The sequence below is a fragment of the Cohnella suwonensis genome (assembly GCF_042655365.1).
Classification (GTDB): domain Bacteria; phylum Bacillota; class Bacilli; order Paenibacillales; family Paenibacillaceae; genus Cohnella; species Cohnella suwonensis.
Map to the genome: position 1 here is coordinate 22,347 of NZ_JBHSMH010000034.1, position 18,777 is coordinate 41,123.

Consider the following 18,777-nt stretch of genomic DNA (forward strand, 5'->3'; position numbering starts at 1 on the left):
GGCGAATGAACGGCGCGTGGGAGAAACGTCCGGGCTCCGCACCGGAATCGGCGGCGCTCTCTTTGAAGATTCCTTTTAACGATCCAACAGTCTTGCATCGGTTATCCCAAAATCTCGAATACCATCTCGAATCGCTGCCGCAGGATCGCCCCATCGTTATCGTCTGCGTCGGCACGGACCGTTCGACCGGAGATTCGCTGGGACCTCTCGTCGGCACCGCGCTCGCGAGGGAGTACAGCGACTTATTCGATTTGTACGGCACGCTGGAGGAACCCGTTCACGCGATGAATTTGGGCGACACGTTGCTCAAGATCATGAGAACGTCTCGCCAACCTTTCGTCATCGCCGTCGACGCTTGTCTCGGACAAGTGTCCAGCGTCGGCTGCATCCAAGTCGGCGACGGCCCGGTTCGACCCGGAGCCGGCGTGAACAAAGAGCTTCCTCCCGTCGGAGACATCCATATGACGGGCATCGTGAACGTCGGCGGCTTCATGGAATATTTCGTTCTTCAGAACACTCGGCTGAACCTTGTCGTCAAGATGTCCGAGATTATCGCCAAAAGCATTTACTCGGCGGTACATAAAGTCCGTAGCAATCGTTCGGTCATTCCTTTTGCATTGCCTGACTGATTGCCAGCTTCTCTTCGGGAGTGAGCAAGTACGCCGACTGCCCCTTATCGATCGGCTTCGCGTACAGGAACGTCTGCTCCCTGCCGTGAATGCCAGTAATAACGACGCCGTCTTGGCCGTCGTTGACGATCGCGATCGAGAAGCTCAGGTCGCTTCCGGAATCCGAGAACGCGTTGAACCGATGAACGCCTACCCGTCCCTTCTGGATGGCCTGGCGTTTGCCGTGTTTGTCGAGCAACTCCGCCTGCTCGTTCTGTTTGGCGTTGAGCTCGCCCAATCTGTCGTGTACGACGTCCATGACGTCTTCCATGTTGCTCATGCCCGTTTCTCCCATGAGCTTGGCATGCGCTTTGTCCAGCTTCTTGAGCTTGCTTCCGATGACTCCGACCCATACCAACGCCACGACCAGAAGCAAGCCTTCCCCGGCCGCCACCGCCATCGCGATATCGTCATTCCAACCTTCCATGATTCCCTTTTCCCCCAGTGTTTCTTTCTATGGTGATTCGGAATTTATAAGAGGTTGTTCAAAAAGTCCGATTATAATCACGAATTGAATCAGGAAGCATATTCGGCATCGAATCTTGAATTCAGCCGGGACTTCCGGTTCTCACGTAGGTTTGCCTACGCTCCGATCCTCATTCCCTAGCTTCTTTCAACCTTCTCGGTGCTGATCACCGAACTTTTTGAACTCGCACTATAAGTTTCACGCCTATCCATTTCGAATACACCTACGCAAAGCTTCCTCGTCGTTCAAGGACGCCGAGGTCGTGTTTGCTTGAAAACCGCTCTATTTGTACCTCTCTCAGATCGATTTTCGGAGTGCGTTAGCGATATCGCGAACCGCGTCTACCATGGTTACGATTTCCGAATCGGCCGTAAAATATCCGGGACTCGCCCGTACCGCTCCCGTCTCGTATGTTCCCGCCGTTTCATGGCCGAGAGGCGTGCAATGAAAGCCGGCCCGAACGGCGATGCCGTACCGTTGGTCAAGCAGGAAGGCCAGTTCCGACGGATCGACTCCGTCCATGACGAACGAGACGATCGCCGTCCGTTCTTTCCCAAGCTCCGGCCCCAATATCGAGATGCCTGGAATGCGTAGCAACCCTTCCATCAATTCGAACGTTTGCCGCAGCTCCTTGGCATGAATCGCTTCCGTCGTTTCTTTCAGTACGAATTGTACGCCTTCCGCGAGTCCCGCGATGCCGACCGTATTCGGCGTCCCCGCCTCGTAGCGGTCCGGCCGGACGGTCGGTTGCTCCGGCGCCTCCGACTTGCTGCCCGTTCCGCCCTGCATAAGCGGCTCCAGTTCTAGCTCCGGATGAATGTACAATCCACCGGTCCCCTGAGGCCCTTGTAACCCTTTGTGCCCCGGAAAAGCAAGCAGGTCGATATTCATCGCCGCCACGTCGATCGGCACCGTTCCTGCGCTCTGAGCGGCGTCCACGAGGAACCTCGCCCCTTTGCTTCTGGCGATCGCTCCGAGCTCTCCGACCGGAGCGATCGTCCCGAGCAGATTCGAGCTGTGCGTGACCGCGAGCAGCTTCGTGTTCGCCGCCATCGCCTCTTCGACTTTCTCCGGATCAATGACACCCTGCTTGTCAGTCGCGACGTAAGTCACTTCGATGCCGAGCTTTCTCTTCAGCGCCTCAAGCGGTCGCCTCACCGAATTATGTTCCAATGAAGTCGCCACGACATGATCGCCGGGCTGAAGCAACCCTTGTATCGCCATATTCAACGCATGCGTCGTATTCATCGTAAATGCAATATCGTTAGGATTCGCGATACGGAACAGCCGCGCCAATCGCTTACGTCCCTCGAACAGCACCCTGCTAGCCCTTACGGCCATCGCATGGCTTCCCCTGCCCGGATTCGCCGCGCTTTCCCTCATCGCACGTTCCATCGCCTCGACGACCGACAGCGGCTTCGGCCAACTCGTCGCCGCATTGTCCAAGTAAATCGGACGCTTCTCTTCCCGCTCTCGCAAGCCGTTTCACCGCCTTAACGCATCAATAGCATACCTTAGTTTAATCCTTCCATCGGAAGATTACAACTTAGGCATGCTATCGTTTTCGACGCTTACGCGAGCGCTTTAAGCAATTCCAACAGGCGCTCCAGGTCGCTCTTGCCGAAGTAGCTGAGCTCGATGCGTCCCTTGTCCTTGTTCGGTTTGATCCGGACCGTCGTCTGGAATTTATCTCTGAGCGCGTTCTCGATTTCTTCGATGAACGGATCGCGCTTCTTCGCTTTCGTCTTCGACTTGGCGTTCGGTTTCGTTTCCGGTTTCTGAAGAACTTCTTCCAGTTCCCGCACGCTCCACTCGCCGGACACCGCTTGTTTGGCCAATTGACGCTTGGCCGCATCGTCCTTCACGCCGGCTAGCGCCCTTGCGTGACCCATGGACAATGTTCCACGTGAAACATAATCTTTGATTTCGTCCGGCAACGCTAGCAACCGAAGGAAGTTAGCAATGTGCGAACGCGACTTACCGACCTTCAAGCTCAGTTCCTCTTGCGTCATGCTGAACTGGTTCATGATTGCTTGGTAGGCGATCGCGACTTCGATGGAATTCAGATCTTCGCGCTGAACGTTCTCGATCAGGGCGATCTCCATGACCTGCTGATCGTTGTACGTCCTTACGACCGCCGGAATCGTCGCATTGCCGAGCAATTGGGACGCCCGGAACCGTCTTTCCCCGGCGATGATCTCATATCCTTTTAACGCTTGGCGTACGACGATCGGCTGAATGACGCCGTGTTCGCGGATCGACTCCGCCAATTCCTTAATCGCGTCTTCCTCGAACGTTTTACGAGGTTGGTACGGGTTCGCGCGTAATTGCGGGAGCGGTATTTCGACGATCTTATCGTCCTCTTTAATGGATAAAGAGGTGATCAGCGCGTCTAATCCTTTACCTAGCCGCTTGCTCATACGAGATCACTTCCTTCGCCAGCTCGAGATACACTTCTGCGCCTTTGGATTTCGGATCGTACGTGATGATGGACTGACCGTGGGACGGCGCTTCGCTTAACCGGACGTTACGCGGAATGACCGTCTGGTACACCTTCTGTTGGAAGTACTTCTTCACTTCTTCGATGACTTGGATGCCCAAGTTCGTGCGCGCGTCGAACATCGTCAGCAATACGCCTTCGATTTGCAGCGTCGTGTTCAAGTGCTTCTGCACGAGGCGAATGGAGTTCAGCAGTTGGCTGAGTCCTTCAAGCGCGTAATATTCGCACTGAATCGGGATCAATACCGAGTCCGCCGCCGTTAACGAGTTGATCGTCAGAATGCCGAGAGACGGCGGGCAGTCGATCAACACGTAATCGAAATCCTTGCGAACGAGCGCCAACGCCTTCTTCAGCCGAACTTCCCGGGACATCGTCGGCACAAGCTCGATTTCCGCTCCCGCGAGCTGTATCGTCGCCGGAATGATTTTAAGATTCGGCACTGCCGTATCTGCAATCGCTTGTCTCGGATGCACTTCGTTGATCAACACGTCATAAATGCAGTAATTCACGTCCGCCTTATTAATTCCGATCCCGCTTGTCGTATTGCCCTGAGGATCGATGTCGACGATGAGCACCCGTTTGCCTAGCGACGCGAGGCACGCGCCAAGGTTCACCGATGTCGTCGTTTTGCCGACTCCGCCCTTCTGGTTGGCAATCGCTATTATTTTAGACAACCTATTCACCTCAATGTTAGTCAAGCAAGTAACAACGACGCTTACACTCACGAGAATGCGAGACGTTGCTTATCGTTTCGGTATACGAATGATAATCTCGTAATGATCTTCGCAATCTTTCTCGCTGGCATTGATCGGAATGCCCGAACCGGTCACCATATCTACCGTCTGGCGAATCGTGTTCACCGCAAGCCGAACGTCTTTGGAGAAGGAAATTCGTTTCGATTTCTTCGTCCGCGAAGATTCCAGGTAAAGCGCGATACGCGCCTCGGTCTGTTTGACGTTCAATTCTTTGTCGATGATCTCAACAAGTACTTTATTCTGCAATTCTTCGTCGCTTATCGCGAGCAACGCGCGACCGTGGCGTTCGGTGATTTTCCGTTCCAGCAACGCTTGTTTCGCGGATTCGCCCAATTGCAGCAATCGAATCTTGTTCGCGATCGTCGACTGGCTCTTGCCAAGCCGCTGTGCAAGGCTTTCCTGCGTCAATTGATGCAGATCGATCAGCTTCTGGTATGCGATCGCTTCTTCCAGCGAGGTCAAGCCTTCGCGTTGCAAATTCTCGATGAGCGCCATCGATGCAGCCTGAGAATCGTTGATTTCGCGAACAATGCCCGGAATATGATCCATGCCGAGCTTCGTAACCGCACGCCAACGCCGTTCTCCCGCGATAATTTCGTATTTGCCGTCGCGCACCCGAACGACGATTGGCTGAATGATACCGTGGGTTCTGATCGTTTGACACAATTCGTCAATCCGTTCGTCGTCGAAGATCGAACGCGGTTGGTAAGGGCTGGGGACGATCTCATGAATCGGAATTTGTTTAACTTCCTCTTGATTGCCGCGATCGGACAAGCCGAGCAGCCTGGAGAATGATTCTTTCATAGGTTCCGGATCACCACATTAAGTAAGATAGACCACGTAAACATGCATTCGGCGTCCTCTGAACGCTGTCTACCGGCCTGTGTTCCAAGCATAAAGGGTTGTTGCCGCGCGTCTCGCGTGTAACCGCAATTGCCACCGGCATCGAATTCGATAAAGACGATCCGAACCTTCCAAATAAGTACCCCTAGCGACGAAAAAGCGCCGCTATAATGCGCCTGTCGGCACAGATGCGGCACGCTTGTCTGTTATCTGATTAGATTCGCTATGCAAACCCGATTTTCCTGCCTTCGAACAAAAATTTCAACGATGGCTACCTCCTAAAGATACCACTTCTAACGACTCTAGTAAACGCAAAAAATGTTCCACGTGAAACATTGCGAGAGTCGCAATGATGTTTCACGTGGAACATTCGAAGAGCCGTTTCGTTTGTCGGTACTACTTTGTGTTTCTGAACGAGAGCGACGGCTTCAACAACGGAGTTTTCAACGGAATGCCCGCCTTCCGCGGATACTCGTTCGGCGTCGCTTGTTGTTTGACGCAGATGACGAGATGACGATCCGCCCCCTCCGTCGGTAACGTTAATTTCTTGACTTCTACCAACTTGCCGCCGAGCTTCGTTAAGCTGAACTTCGCTTCGTCGAGTTCCGCGGAGAGGTCCGTCCCCTTCATCGCAATGAACACGCCGCCCGTCCTTACGAACGGCAGGCAGAATTCGTTCAACACGGCAAGCCTTGCGACCGCCCTCGCCGTCACGATATCGTACTTATCGCGGTGCTCCTTCAGTCTCGCCACCTCCTCCGCACGACCGTGCAAGCTGACGACCTTCTCGAGTCCCAGCTTGGACGCCACTTCTTCCAAAAAGCGAATTCTCTTCGCCAAAGCGTCGATGATCGTCACCCGGAGGTGCGGAAAAACGATTGCGAGAGGAATGGAGGGGAATCCGGCACCGGAACCGATGTCCGCCAAACAATGATGATCGGCGAACCTGCCGATGCCGGCCAACGTCAACGAATCGTAGAAGTGTTTCTCGTACACGGCGCTCCTCTCGGTTATGCCGGTCAAGTTCATCTTCTCGTTCCACTCGACGAGCAACTCGTAATACGTCTCGAATTGCATCAATTGACGCTCCGACAGTTCAATGCCAAGCGACCGTGCCTGCTCGACGAATTGTATCTGAATCGCGTCCGTCATGAGCCGTGCGCCGCCGCGGTCACCCGGTTATAGTGTTCCAAGTGGACGAGCAAAATCGACAAGTCCGCCGGCGTTACCCCGGAGATCCGCGAAGCTTGCCCGATCGACAACGGACGGACTTTACCAAGCTTCTGCTTCGCCTCCATCGCCAATCCGTGAATAATGTCGTAATCGATATTGTCTGGAATGCGCTTCTTCTCCATTTTTTCCATGCGTTCGACTTGAATCTGCTGTTTCTCGATATAACCGGTGTATTTGACTTGAATCTCGACCTGTTCCTTCACCTCTTCGGACAATTCCGCTTCCGACGGGGCGATCCCTTCGAGATGACGATAAGAAATTTCGGGACGACGCAGCAACGTCAGGCCATCTACCGTATTGTTGAGCGGAGCGGACCCGGCTTCCGCCAGCATCGCTTGAACAGCCTCGTCCGGACGGAATTTCGTATCCTTCAGCCTCGCGATCTCGGCTTCGACCAATGCTTTCTTCGCCAAGAACCGCTCGTAACGTTCTTCCTTGATCAATCCGATCTCGAAGCCGGTCGGCGTCAAGCGAAGATCCGCATTGTCGTGCCTTAGGAGCAACCGGTATTCGGCGCGCGATGTCAGCAAACGATAAGGTTCGTTCGTCCCTTTCGTTACGAGGTCATCGATCATAACGCCGATATAGCCTTTAGAACGGTCAATGATAACCGGTTCGCGGCCTTGCGCTTTGCGAGCGGCGTTAATGCCCGCCATAATGCCTTGCCCGGCCGCTTCCTCATACCCGGACGTTCCGTTGATCTGACCCGCGGTGAACAAGTTGCTTACGATCTTCGTCTCCAGCGAAGGCCATAGCTGCGTCGGAACGACCGCATCGTATTCGATGGCGTAACCGGTGCGCATCATTTCGACTTTCTCGAGACCCGGAATCGAACGCAGAATGCTCAGTTGCACCTCTTCGGGCATGCTTGTCGACAAGCCTTGAACGTAATATTCCTTTGTGTTCCGCCCTTCGGGCTCGAGGAAGATCTGATGCTTCGGTTTATCCGCGAAACGAACGATCTTATCCTCGATGGATGGACAATAACGCGGACCCGTACCTTCGATGACTCCCGTGAACATCGGCGCCCGGTACAAGTTGTCGTTAATGATTTGATGCGTCTCCTCGGACGTATAAGTGAGCCAGCAAGGAATTTGCTGTTCGGCATGCGCCATGTACTCCGTCTCGTAAGAGAAGTACTTCGGATTCGCGTCTCCCGGTTGGATCTCCGTTTTGCTGAAATCGATCGTATCTTCGTGCACGCGAGGCGGCGTCCCCGTCTTGAACCGCGCCAATTGGAAGCCTTCGCGTTTCAATGCTTCGGACAGCTTCAAAGAAGGCTGCTGATTGTTCGGTCCGCTTTCGTACATCAGTTCGCCCATGATCACTTTGCCGCGCAAATACGTACCCGTCGTCAAGACGACCGTCTTGGCGCCGTACTCGGCCCCCGTCTTCGTCACGACGCCGACGACCGTTCCGTTCTCGACGATCAAATCGTCGACCATGCCCTGGCGAAGCGTCAGCTTCTCTTCCTTCTCGATCGTTTCCTTCATCGTGTGCTGGTACAGGAACTTATCCGCTTGCGCGCGAAGCGCGTGCACGGCCGGACCTTTGCCCGTATTGAGCATCCGCATTTGAATGAAAGTCTTATCGATATTGCGTCCCATCTCGCCCCCGAGCGCATCGATCTCGCGAACGACGTGCCCTTTCGCCGGACCTCCGACGGAAGGGTTGCAAGGCATGAACGCGACCATGTCCAAATTGATCGTCAACAACAACGTTTCGCAGCCCATTCGCGCCGATGCCAACGCCGCTTCGCAGCCCGCGTGGCCGGCTCCGATGACGATAACGTCGTATTCGCCCGCTCTGTAACCCATTTTACTCACTCCTTTATTTGCCTAAGCAGAATTGAGAGAAAATCTGATCGAGCAACGAATCGCCCGCCGCATCCCCGAGTATTTGTCCGAGCGACTCCCATGAAGCCGCGATGTCAATCTGAATTAAATCGATCGGAATACCTTCGTATGTCGCCTGGATCGCATCCTTAAGCGATCTCTTCGTCTCATATAATAACGCGATATGCCTCGCATTGCTAACGTATGTCATATCTCCGGCTTCGACCTTGCCGCTGAAGAACAACGACGACACCGCAAGCTCGAGCGCCTCGATTCCTTCGCCTTCCTTCGCCGACAAGGATACGATACGCTCCTTCGGGTAATCCCGTTCGACTTCGGACACGTCCAGTTCGCCCGGCAGATCGATCTTGTTCACGACGACGATCGTCGGCCGGTCCTTCAGTTGCGCAAGAAGCTTCCGCTCGTCCTCATGCAGCGGTTCATGGTGATTCAACACGAGCAGAATCAATTCCGCTTCGACAAGCGCGGTATGCGATCGTTCGACGCCGATCTGTTCGACCTTGTCGCTCGTCTCCCGAATGCCTGCCGTATCGAGCAAGCGAAGCGGAATGCCCGCCAAGGCGACGGACTCCTCGACGATGTCGCGCGTCGTGCCGGGAATATCGGTGACGATCGCCTTGTTCTCCCTGGCGAGCGCATTCAGAAGCGAAGACTTACCGGCATTCGGACGTCCGACGATGACCGTCATAATGCCTTCTCTCAATATTTTGCCTTCGTTCGCCTGATTTAACAACTTCTCCACCTGCGCGAGCGTCTCCGTGCATTGCTCCCGGATCAGATCCGCGGACACGTTATCGACGTCGTGCTCCGGGTAATCGATGTTAACCTCCACATGTGCCAGCAACTCGATCAGCTTCTGCCTCATCGGGAAGATCATCTTCGACAGCGCGCCTTCGGCTTGTTTCCTTGCCATCTGGAACGCGCGGTCCGACTTCGAACGGATCAGATCGATGACCGCTTCCGCTTGCGCCAGATCGATCCTTCCGTTCAGGAAGGCCCGTTTCGTGAATTCGCCCGGTTCCGCCATTCTCGCGCCGCTGCGCAGAATGAGCTCCAGCACCGACTTCACGGCCACGATGCCGCCGTGCGTGCTCACTTCGACGACGTCTTCCGCCGTAAACGATCTCGGCCCCTTCATCACCGTCACGAGCACTTCGTCGAGCACCAGCTCCTGATCCTGTCCCTGCTCCCGATCGACGATCCAACCGTATTGCACCGTATGGGACGGCGCTTCCCTTAAATCCGTCTTCGACTTCAACACTTTCGCGACCGTATCGACCGCATCCGGCCCGCTCACCCTAACGACGGCAATGCTGCCTTCTCCAAGCGCAGTCGCGATCGCGGCAATCGTATCTTCGTTCATTGGCTCTATCCCTCGCTCTATCAAGCAAAAACGCCTTCAGCATCTGAACGCTGAAGTAGCTTTGCGGAGGTGTCGGATGGGAACAAGTTGTTGTAACGCTTATTCTTTCCGATATTCGAAAAAACGCAATGACTCCCAACGAAGCGGAAGCCATTGCGCATTCTGTGGCTGACGTTACTTCAGCGCGATCACGATACGGCGGTTCGGCTCGTCCCCTTGACTGTACGTCCTGACGTTCGGGTTGGCCTGCAGCCTCGCGTGAATGATCTTTCTCTCGTGGGAGGTCATCGGTTCGAGCACGATCTCCTTGCGAGTTCTAACGACTCGGCTAGCCATTCTTTCGGACAGCGCCTCCAGCGTCTGACGACGCCTTTCTCGAAATTGCTCTGCATCGAGAACGATACGTAGATGATGGTCCGAGTGGCGATTCGCCACGATGTTCGCCAAGTATTGCAGAGAATCCAACGTCTGTCCGCGTCGACCGATCAGGATGCCGAGGTCGGATCCGGATACGTTAATCCGAACCGAGTCGCTCTCGTCCGTACGTTCGACGGAAACGGTAAGTTCCATCGCTTCCGATACGTCGCGAAGAAAATTCATCGCTTCTTCCACGCCGTCCGGCAACAATTCCAACTGTACTCTTGCTTCTCTGGCTCCGATGAGCCCGAACAACCCTTTGCTCGGCTGTTCCAATACCGTGATGTTCACCCGGTCTTCTTTCGCGCCCATTCGGGCTAGACCGCTTCGTACCGCCTCTTCGATCGTTTTACCTGATGCCACGAGCATTTTCATTAGGCACGGGCCCCCTTACCTTTGCCGCTTTTACCGCTCGGCTTAGGTTTTTGTTTCGATGGAGGATTATCTTCCGGCTTATCGTTCGGCTTAGGCGAATTCCGATACATGAAGTAATTTTGCGTGATCGTGTAAATGTTGCTGTAAATCCAGTATAGCGGCAACGCGACCGGGAAGTTGATCGCCATGACGAAGATCATGATCGGGAAGATGTACATAAGCCCCTTCATCGGACCGACCATCGTCTGTTGTTGCGCCATCATCAGCGATTGTATCAATGTCGTTAACGCCGCCACGATCGGAATCAAGTAATAATACCAGTGTCCCGAGTTGTTCGGCGTCAGTCCCAATTGGAACCCGATAAAAGTATGCTCGCGAATCTCGACGTTCTTGTAGATCGAGTTGTACAACGCGATGAAAATCGGCATCTGCACGATCAGCGGCAAGCACCCCGCGAGCGGATTTACTTGATGCGTCTGGTACAGCTTCATCATTTCTTCTTGCTGCTTCTTCGGATCGTCCTTGAACTTCTCGCGGACTTTCTTCATCTCCGGCTGCAAAGCCTGCATCGCTTTCGTGTTCTTGTACTGCTTGATCATTAAAGGAAGAATCAGCGTCCTCACGATAATCGTCAGCAACAAGATCGACAAGCCGTACGAACCGCCGAACCATTCCGCGAACTCGTCCAGCATGAGCGAGAACCAGTACACCACGTTGCGGGTCCACCAGGAACCGCTATTGGCCATATCGCTCGTATGCATTGCCGCCGTGTTCGGAGAGCACCCCGACAACAGCGCCATTAACATAAGCGCGCCAACAATTACCCACCATTTGCGATTTCGCAACAAAACGTAAAACTCCCCTCTTCACAACCCGGCATCCCTAGATAGGTGCATGCGTCTATTCATGTTCACTATACCATAAGAAGAAAGGCAAAGAAAAGCTAAGGCATCCAAGCGCCCAAGCTCTATTTGCCCCTCATCCCGTTGCGTCCGTTCGGCTTCTTTCCTCTTCCTCCGGAGCCTTGAGGTTGCGATGCTCCCGGCGTCATTCCCTGAAGCAATCCCGCTTTGCGGAAAACATGAAGAACGCTTCCCTCCATCTCTTTATATGGAAGAGACAGCGCCGGCTTCCTCACGATCAGCACCAGATCGAGCTCGTCCTGCAGCTTCGGCGCGTTGAGCCGGACGATCTCCTTCACCATCCGCCGCAACCGGTTGCGCACGACCGCGTTTCCCAATTTGCTGCTCGCGGACACGCCGAGCCTGAAATTCGCGCGATCCGACCTCTTCCGCCAATACACCACGAATTGCGAATTCGCGAACGACTTACCGAAACGGTAAACCTTATTGAAATCTTCCCTCTTCCGAAGACGCAGCTTCCTATGCATCTCTCACCGCTCCATCTATCTGGACCCTGTTGCCCAATAAGAAAAAAAAGACCACGCAAAGTGGTCTCTTGTTCTATGCTGTCAATACTTTGCGACCTTTTTGACGACGAGCAGCGAGAACTTTACGACCGTTCTTCGAGCTCATGCGGCTACGGAAACCGTGAACCTTCTTGCGTTTGCTCACATTCGGCTTAAATGTTGGACCCATGATTCAACCTCCTTACGAAAAACTCAGGTTTTATCATTAAACCATGAACCGCCCAAAAAGTCAATTCCTCCCCCCGATTACTCCGCGATTTGAACAGTACTGATGTCGTAACCGTCATCCGGGTATAGCGATTCATTGGCAAATCGAATACCTGACTTCCCGGTTTCCGGATCGAGAATGGCCATTCTCATGGTATAATCGCCTGAAGGAAGTCCTACGGGAATTGCGAGAACCGCTTTTTCTTTGCTCGCTCCGGACAACCATTTTCTAATGTCCCAGTTCACGGGCCAAACGGCGACTCGTAGATTGTCCGTACTCCACAAAGATAATTCTACGGGCCATTGAAAATAAAATGGAGCGACGCCTCGGTTCGTGACACCCAATTCGACATGCAATTGACCGCCGGCCTTTATTTGTTTTTCATGGGATACTTTGGCGATAATGAATCGATAACCGATGGTTTTCAAAAGAAGATCTATCGACTCCTGCAGACTGCCGCCTAACTGCTCATATACCGGCGCGCTCGGTCCGAGCCAGCTGACATGAGTCAGCTTTGCTTGGCGCAGCGTCTCGCCGATACGGCTTGCGGACACATATTTCACGGGATCGGAAAATTCCCCGCCGCTTGGCGCTTTGGCCCAGAAATCAGGCATCGCCGGTTCCTTCTCTCCTGTCAGCCACGAAACGTAACCGGACGTAAACCATGATAAAAATCCATCAACCGTTGCATTCGTTTTGCCGAACGCATCGTTGAACAAGCCCATTCCGTATTTCCTGGCAATTTCGGTCGGTCTACGCATAAGCAAAAGCTTGTCCGGGAAATTGCGAACGTAGGCGGCAGCATATCGATCGCTTACCGCATGTTTAGGAAAAGGGATTCGATTCGGATCCGAATCCCACGTGTGCCACTCTCCCCAATGACCGATACTCCCCAACTCGACAAAAGCGATTAAGGGATCGTCGGTATAACGATCTCCAAATGCTTGCAGAAGTTTGTCATGGTAAGAAATCAAAGCCGCATTCGTATAGTCCGGACTGAATCCCACTCCGTAATCGTTATTATACCAACTGCCGCGGCCTCCGATTTCATTGTACAACCAGTCCGGAATATCCATATGCTTCACCGGGCCGGGATAGTCAAGAATGATTCGCAGCACGATTTTCACGTTATCCTGACGCCATTTATCGAAGTGATTGGTCTGTTCGAAACGTTCAAAATCAAATTGGCCTTTGTTCGGTTCGATGTCCCGCCAAAAAGCATTGGCATGCGCTAACCGTACCGGTTGTTCAATATCGGTGTCCCTCGCGTCGGCGACAAGACCCATATAAGGATTATTCAGTACTTCCGAGGTTTCGGCGGGAGAGAAGGAAATTCTTTCCGGTGCAGAATTTCCGAATAAGACCGATATAAAAAATAGGCATGAAAAAATCAACGCCGAAATGACAATAAGAGTTTTACGCATAATTAATCGACGCATATGATGTTCCACCTCTATTTACTCGGAATATATCAAATAATCAAATACGAAACAATTCATTGTGACATATCGGTGACGAAAAATAGTAAAAAAGTCATGGTATTAAATAGATAAAAAGTACCAAGTCATGGTATAATAGTACTAATTAATAGGTATTTGTTCAGAATTTGTTTAGTCTTTTGCTTTATCATCATAAGTTGTCACATGAAGTCATATGACTACACCAACGTCATATTCTAGGGCTTGATCGGGAACTTGGCATGAAAAGATTGGAGAGAATGCCGAATGAGAGTTTTGATAACCGGGGGATACGGATTCATCGGGTCGTTCGTCGCGGAACGATTTTACCAGGAAGGCTGCGAAATAACCATCATTGACAACCTTTCGACGGGAAACCGCTCGAACGTAGAATTTAAACATCATAGCTATGCACTGTCAATCGAGGATAAGAAATGCGAAGAAGTGTTCAAAAGCAACCGCTTCGACGTCGTTGTCCATTTGGCGGCTCAAGTCAGCGTGGCGACATCGGTGGAGAATCCGAGGGCGGACACGAAGTCGAACGTCCTAGGGTTAACGAATATGTTGTCCTTGTCCGAAAAATACGGAGTAAAGAAATTCATCATGGCTTCTTCCGCAGCCGTCTATGGTTCAAATGACCGCATTCCGCTCGGAGAAGACGAGATCTGCGATCCGTTATCTCCTTACGGCATGAGCAAGTGGGTAGGAGAGCTTTATTGCGACAAATGGCAGAAAATGTACGGATTAGAGACGTTGTGTTTCCGATTCTCGAACGTTTACGGTCCTCGGCAAAGAGACGATGGCGAAGGCGGCGTCGTTTCCATCTTCCTGGGTCGGATTCTGTCTAACAAGGAATTGACTTTATTCGGGGATGGCAATCAAACCCGCGATTTTATTTACGTCGGCGACGTCGCGGACGCAATTTATCGTGCTTCTTACAGCGCGTTGACGGGAGTATACAATTTATCTTCCTCCACGGAGTCCAGCATCAACGAGTTGGTCGGACACCTTCAAAATCTCGCGGGGTCGGTAAAAACAACGTATAAAGACCCGAGACCCGGAGATATTTATCGTTCCAAGTTGGACAATTCGAAGATTCGCCATGACTTGGATTGGGCCCCTCGCTATTCCTTGCAAGACGGGCTTGTCAAAACTATTGAATGGATGCGGAACGAGCGCACGGAAACGTCTCATTCGGTCGAAAAGAAAAAGAAAGAGACCTCCTTGTTCGTAAAAGGATTAAAAGCTGCTCTTCCCTATGTGGAAAACTTTATCCTGTTCGCGATCGTGGCCTGGCTATCGTCGGCCGTCGTTTTAACCCAGAACGAGTTCGTAGACTTCAAGCTCTTTTATATTATCGTGATGGGAATCATCTACGGTAACCGTCAAGCCATACTTTCAGTCGCGTTATCCATCGGTTTATATACTTACGAACTTCTAGGGAACGGAAGAGAATTGATATCCCTTCTTTACGACACCGATTTCTTTTTCCGTATTGCCATTTATTTATTTGTCGGTTTGGTCGTCGGCTATACGGTCGAGAGAAAGAGCTCCCGTCTTCTGGCAAAGCAAAGGCAACTGGAAGCGATGGAAGAGAAACACGCCTTTTTAAGCGAGGTTTACAATGAGACAAGACAAGTCAAAGAAGAGCTTCAGCAACAGATCTTGAACAGCGGCGACAGCTTCGGAAAAATATATTCCGTGACCAAGCGATTGGAAAGTCTTGAGCCGGAACAAATTTTCACATCTACCGTCAGCGTCGTAGAGTCGATCATGCGGACCGAAGCGGTCTCGATTTATACGGTAAATCGATATGGAAGTTATTTAAGGCTCGTCGCCAAATCGGGCGGCGACCAACTCGATGCACCGAAATCGATGAAGGTGGAGGATTATCCTTATATTCAAAACTTGCTTGAAAATAAAGAAATGTTCATCAACAAGAAACTGGAAGGCGGCTTGCCGCTTCTGGTAGCTCCCGTGATGAGCAATGGCAATGTGCTTGCGGTAATCGCGCTTCATCAGATCCAATTCGAGAATTTCAACCTTTACCATCACAATCTGTTCAAAGTAACGGTAGAGCTCATTTCTACCGCGTTATCTAGGGCGTTGATGTTCGTCGAAGCTACGATGAATCAGCGCTATATTGAAGGAACGTCGGCTCTAAAACCCGAGGTGTTCAAAGAGATCTTGAACAGCAAGGCAAAGGCCAGTCAAAAACACGGCGTCAAATACGTTCTGTTGACTCCATCCGTCTCCGATAGAGAGCAGCGGGAATTGTCGGAGATCACCCAAATCATATCCCGATCATTGCGGGAAACCGACTACATCGGATTAGGGGACAATGGAGAAATTCTTGTGCTTCTGGCGAATTCCAGCCGGGAAGATGCAAACTTTGTACTTCAACGATTTAACCAGAACGGAATCAAGATGAACTTTGTCGATGAGGGATTGCAACATGTGGGTTGATGCCTATATCATTTATTCATTGGTCTGCGCGGTCGGATTTGGGCTAAAGTACCGCAGAGACAAGCCGGAATGGATTGTTCGATGGATAACGGCGGCCTTTTTCCCGGTCGTGGGCCTACTTCTGCCGCCGATTTGGACGAGCAAGCGTAACGTTCAGCCGAATTCGGATGACGATCTGAAATTCCGTTTTGAACAGATCGAGAGAGACGAGAACCTGAAAACCGAATGGTACGACAAGGAAACGGCGGAAAAAGAGAAAAACTTGATTCCGTTGGAGGAAGCGTTGGCGATTAACGATTTAACGACGAGGCGGAAGGTCATGATCGATCTGCTGAAGCAGGATTCCCTGCAATATATGGACGTTCTGCAGATCGCCGTCGGCAACGAAGATACCGAAACGTCGCATTACGCTGTCAGCGCTATCGTGGAGGTCAAAAGGAAACTGACCTTAACCATGCAGGAAATGTCGGTTCAATACGAGGAAAACAAGAATGACCCTCATCTTCTCCGATCGTATGCCGATGTATTGAAAGCGTATATGGGCAGCGGTTTTCTGGATGAAAGAACGATGCTTCAGCTCCGCCACACCTACTCGGAAGTATTGCACAATCTCATTCATGCAGCCCCCGATCATCTCGCGGCATATGAGGAAAAAATCGAAGTCGATCTGATCTTGCAACGTCATGATGCCGCCGAAGAAACCGGACGCTTATTTCTGGAAAAGTACCCGCGCAATGAGGATCCCTATTTATTGTTAATAAAAGTATATTACTCCCGGCGTTCTTATGAACAAATTCAAGCGATCCTGATGCAGTTAAAGGAGTCACCGATCCGACTGTCCAATCATGCGTTGAATGCCGTCAGGTATTGGTCGGAGGGTGGAGGCAATGAGAAGAAAGCCCAAAATTCGGCTTAAACGTGAAGTCTATTTAATTCTGTTGGGCATTCTCGTCCTGGGTCTGGCCGTTCAGATTACCCAGTCCCAATTCGTGCTGGAATTCAGCGAAAACGAAAAGCTGTCCGTGCAGACCTCGTCCTGGAAGCGGATGGCGGAGGAAGCCTCTTTGAAGCAACCTTCCGGCAAGCCTTTTTGCTTGGCATTCGACGGAGCGGACGAAGGATCCATCCTGATTGAAAAGCAAACCGAGCAGATGCTTCGCTACATGAAAAAACCGACTAGGATTGTGGATGTAACGCAAGGAACTATCGATCCAACCGGTTGCGAAGCCGTTATCGCCGCCGTTCAAGGGTTGGACAAGCTTGGAGATCCGGATCGGCTGGCTAATTACGTGGAAGAGGGAGGATACGCCTTTTTCACGCAGACGCTGGAGCCGAACGACGTCTTTTACCGGCTGTATCGTAAGCTTGGCATCCTGAATGTCGGCGATTACATCGAAGGGCAAGGGATAAAGCTCACGTCGAACGTGCTGATTGGCGAGAAGGGATTAGTCATGGACGACCCTTTCATGCAAAACAGCCTCCTGACGCTCGAACTGGACGATGACAGCCGTATAATGGCGACAACGGCCAAGGGAGTTCCTATGTTATGGGATCGCTCTTACGGTAAGGGTAAATTTATGGTATTCAACGGAACGATGCTTGAAGGAAAGCTCAGCCGGGGATTACTCGCAGGCGCTATCAGCATGCTCATTCCGGACTTTATCTACCCGATATTTAATTCCAAGGTCGTGTACATTGACGACTTTCCCGCTCCAATCCGCAAAGGTATCGATCCCGAGATTTATCGGGAATACAAACGGGATATTCCGGCGTTCTTCCGCGATATTTGGTGGCCGGGGATGTTAAAAGCCGCCAAGCAGAACAACGTATTGTATACGGCCGTTGTGATCGAGTCCTATAACGACCGGGTCGAGCCTCCGTTTGACAATCCGTCCGACGCCGAGAAGAAAGGGCTCGTATCTTACGGCCGGGAAGTAATCAAGAGCGAAGGGGAAATCGGCATCCACGGCTACAACCACCAGTCCCTGCAGACGAACCGGGAGTTGGCGGACGAGTACGGCTATAATCCATGGAACGGCGTCGAGCCCATGGCGGAGTCGCTTAAAGAGGCGGTCAGATTTATCAAATCCGCATTTCCAAGCTACAAAATAACGACCTATGTTCCTCCTTCCAATGTTTTCTCGCAGGAAGGCAGAGAAGCTTTGAAGAAATCCATCCCCAATCTGGCCGTCATCGCTTCGATCTATAACGAGGATGCCAGCGGCAAAGGGTACGTGCAGGAATATAAAATCGCCGATGACGGCATTCTGGAAATGCCGAGGATCTCTTCCGGTTATCTCATGGAGCCGTCCGATCGATGGGCGTCCGCCGGGGCGCTTACATCGTTGGGCCATTTCTCGCACTTCCTCCATCCTGATGATATGTTCGATCCCGAGCGTAGTCGTGATCTGGACTGGAAAAAGCTATACGAAAGCTATGATGAAATGTTATCGCGCTTGGATAAGACTTACCCTTGGCTGCGGGCGATGACGTCAACGGAAGCGGCGAATGACATGGCCTATGAGTTGGCGAGCAGCGTCGAATGGACACGTAATGACGACACCATACGAGGAGTAATCGAGCCGTTTAAGAAACAAGCTTATTTCTTCATAAGAACGGACAAACACTTTAAATCGCTGGAAGGCTGCGATGTTCAGAAAATCGATGATGGAACATACTTGATTACGGCCCGCAAAGCCGATTTCACATTGAAATTGGGGTGATTAAGATCCATGAGAATT

The 18,777-nt window shown here is 51.9% G+C and carries 17 protein-coding genes; 4 read left to right on the forward strand and 13 right to left on the reverse strand.

The window, feature by feature from the left end:
• Window positions 1–5 precede the first annotated feature (5 nt).
• Window positions 6–629 (forward strand): spore protease YyaC, encoded by a 624-nt coding sequence (yyaC, locus tag ACFPPD_RS11810; protein ID WP_209750156.1) that lies wholly within the window; start codon window positions 6–8, stop codon window positions 627–629.
• On the opposite strand, the gene ACFPPD_RS11815 is transcribed toward yyaC, so the two are convergent.
• From ACFPPD_RS11815 to ACFPPD_RS11875, 13 genes are all read right to left on the reverse strand, one after another.
• Entirely contained in the window at window positions 604–1,095 is a 492-nt protein-coding gene (locus ACFPPD_RS11815; protein ID WP_209750155.1) for a DUF4446 family protein, read from the reverse strand. The genes yyaC and ACFPPD_RS11815 overlap by 26 nt on opposite strands.
• A 336-nt stretch (window positions 1,096–1,431) precedes the next feature.
• Window positions 1,432–2,613 carry an aminotransferase class V-fold PLP-dependent enzyme gene (locus ACFPPD_RS11820; protein ID WP_209750154.1) on the reverse strand — a complete coding sequence of 394 codons (1,182 nt, stop codon included), beginning with the start codon at window positions 2,611–2,613 and terminating at the stop codon, window positions 1,432–1,434.
• A gap of 92 nt (window positions 2,614–2,705) precedes the next feature.
• A complete protein-coding gene (locus tag ACFPPD_RS11825) occupies window positions 2,706–3,554 on the reverse strand; it encodes a ParB/RepB/Spo0J family partition protein (protein WP_209750153.1) in 849 nt (282 codons plus the stop codon).
• A complete protein-coding gene (locus ACFPPD_RS11830) occupies window positions 3,535–4,308 on the reverse strand; it encodes a ParA family protein (RefSeq protein WP_209750152.1) in 774 nt (257 codons plus the stop codon). The genes ACFPPD_RS11825 and ACFPPD_RS11830 overlap by 20 nt, the downstream gene beginning before the upstream one ends.
• A 69-nt stretch (window positions 4,309–4,377) precedes the next feature.
• A complete protein-coding gene (noc, locus tag ACFPPD_RS11835; protein ID WP_209750151.1) occupies window positions 4,378–5,193 on the reverse strand; it encodes a nucleoid occlusion protein in 816 nt (271 codons plus the stop codon).
• Between the two features lie 435 nt (window positions 5,194–5,628).
• Window positions 5,629–6,384, reverse strand: coding sequence for a 16S rRNA (guanine(527)-N(7))-methyltransferase RsmG (gene rsmG, locus ACFPPD_RS11840; RefSeq protein WP_209750150.1), 756 nt, complete (start codon window positions 6,382–6,384; stop codon window positions 5,629–5,631).
• Complete coding sequence (mnmG, locus tag ACFPPD_RS11845) at window positions 6,381–8,282, reverse strand: tRNA uridine-5-carboxymethylaminomethyl(34) synthesis enzyme MnmG (RefSeq protein ID WP_209750149.1); 1,902 nt, start codon at window positions 8,280–8,282, stop codon at window positions 6,381–6,383. The genes rsmG and mnmG overlap by 4 nt, the downstream gene beginning before the upstream one ends.
• Before the next feature lie 13 nt (window positions 8,283–8,295).
• Complete coding sequence (gene mnmE, locus ACFPPD_RS11850; RefSeq protein ID WP_209750148.1) at window positions 8,296–9,684, reverse strand: tRNA uridine-5-carboxymethylaminomethyl(34) synthesis GTPase MnmE; 1,389 nt, start codon at window positions 9,682–9,684, stop codon at window positions 8,296–8,298.
• 174 nt (window positions 9,685–9,858) lie between these two features.
• Window positions 9,859–10,476 (reverse strand): RNA-binding cell elongation regulator Jag/EloR, encoded by a 618-nt coding sequence (gene jag, locus ACFPPD_RS11855; protein WP_209750147.1) that lies wholly within the window; start codon window positions 10,474–10,476, stop codon window positions 9,859–9,861.
• Entirely contained in the window at window positions 10,476–11,282 is an 807-nt protein-coding gene (locus ACFPPD_RS11860; RefSeq protein ID WP_209750178.1) for a YidC/Oxa1 family membrane protein insertase, read from the reverse strand. Before ACFPPD_RS11860 ends, jag begins: the two co-directional genes overlap by 1 nt.
• Window positions 11,283–11,443: 161 nt before the next feature.
• Window positions 11,444–11,866 carry a ribonuclease P protein component gene (rnpA, locus tag ACFPPD_RS11865; RefSeq protein ID WP_209750146.1) on the reverse strand — a complete coding sequence of 141 codons (423 nt, stop codon included), beginning with the start codon at window positions 11,864–11,866 and terminating at the stop codon, window positions 11,444–11,446.
• 73 nt (window positions 11,867–11,939) lie between these two features.
• Window positions 11,940–12,074 carry a 50S ribosomal protein L34 gene (gene rpmH, locus ACFPPD_RS11870; protein ID WP_120978004.1) on the reverse strand — a complete coding sequence of 45 codons (135 nt, stop codon included), beginning with the start codon at window positions 12,072–12,074 and terminating at the stop codon, window positions 11,940–11,942.
• Window positions 12,075–12,151: 77 nt separating this feature from the next.
• Window positions 12,152–13,552, reverse strand: coding sequence for a DUF4832 domain-containing protein (locus ACFPPD_RS11875; protein WP_209750145.1), 1,401 nt, complete (start codon window positions 13,550–13,552; stop codon window positions 12,152–12,154).
• Between the two features lie 285 nt (window positions 13,553–13,837).
• On the opposite strand from ACFPPD_RS11875, the gene ACFPPD_RS11880 reads away from it, so the two are divergent.
• From ACFPPD_RS11880 to ACFPPD_RS11890, 3 genes are read left to right on the forward strand one after another with little or no spacing between them, the layout of a single operon-like run.
• Window positions 13,838–16,036, forward strand: a complete 2,199-nt coding sequence (locus tag ACFPPD_RS11880) for an NAD-dependent epimerase/dehydratase family protein (protein ID WP_209750144.1) — start codon at window positions 13,838–13,840, stop codon at window positions 16,034–16,036.
• The gene (locus ACFPPD_RS11885) at window positions 16,026–16,952 is read left to right on the forward strand and encodes a tetratricopeptide repeat protein (RefSeq protein ID WP_209750143.1); all 927 of its coding nucleotides are present in this window, start codon (window positions 16,026–16,028) and stop codon (window positions 16,950–16,952) included. The genes ACFPPD_RS11880 and ACFPPD_RS11885 overlap by 11 nt, the downstream gene beginning before the upstream one ends.
• On the forward strand, window positions 16,924–18,759 hold the full coding sequence (locus tag ACFPPD_RS11890; protein ID WP_209750142.1) for a DUF2194 domain-containing protein: 1,836 nt from the start codon (window positions 16,924–16,926) through the stop codon (window positions 18,757–18,759). Before ACFPPD_RS11885 ends, ACFPPD_RS11890 begins: the two co-directional genes overlap by 29 nt.
• Window positions 18,760–18,777 lie beyond the last annotated feature (18 nt).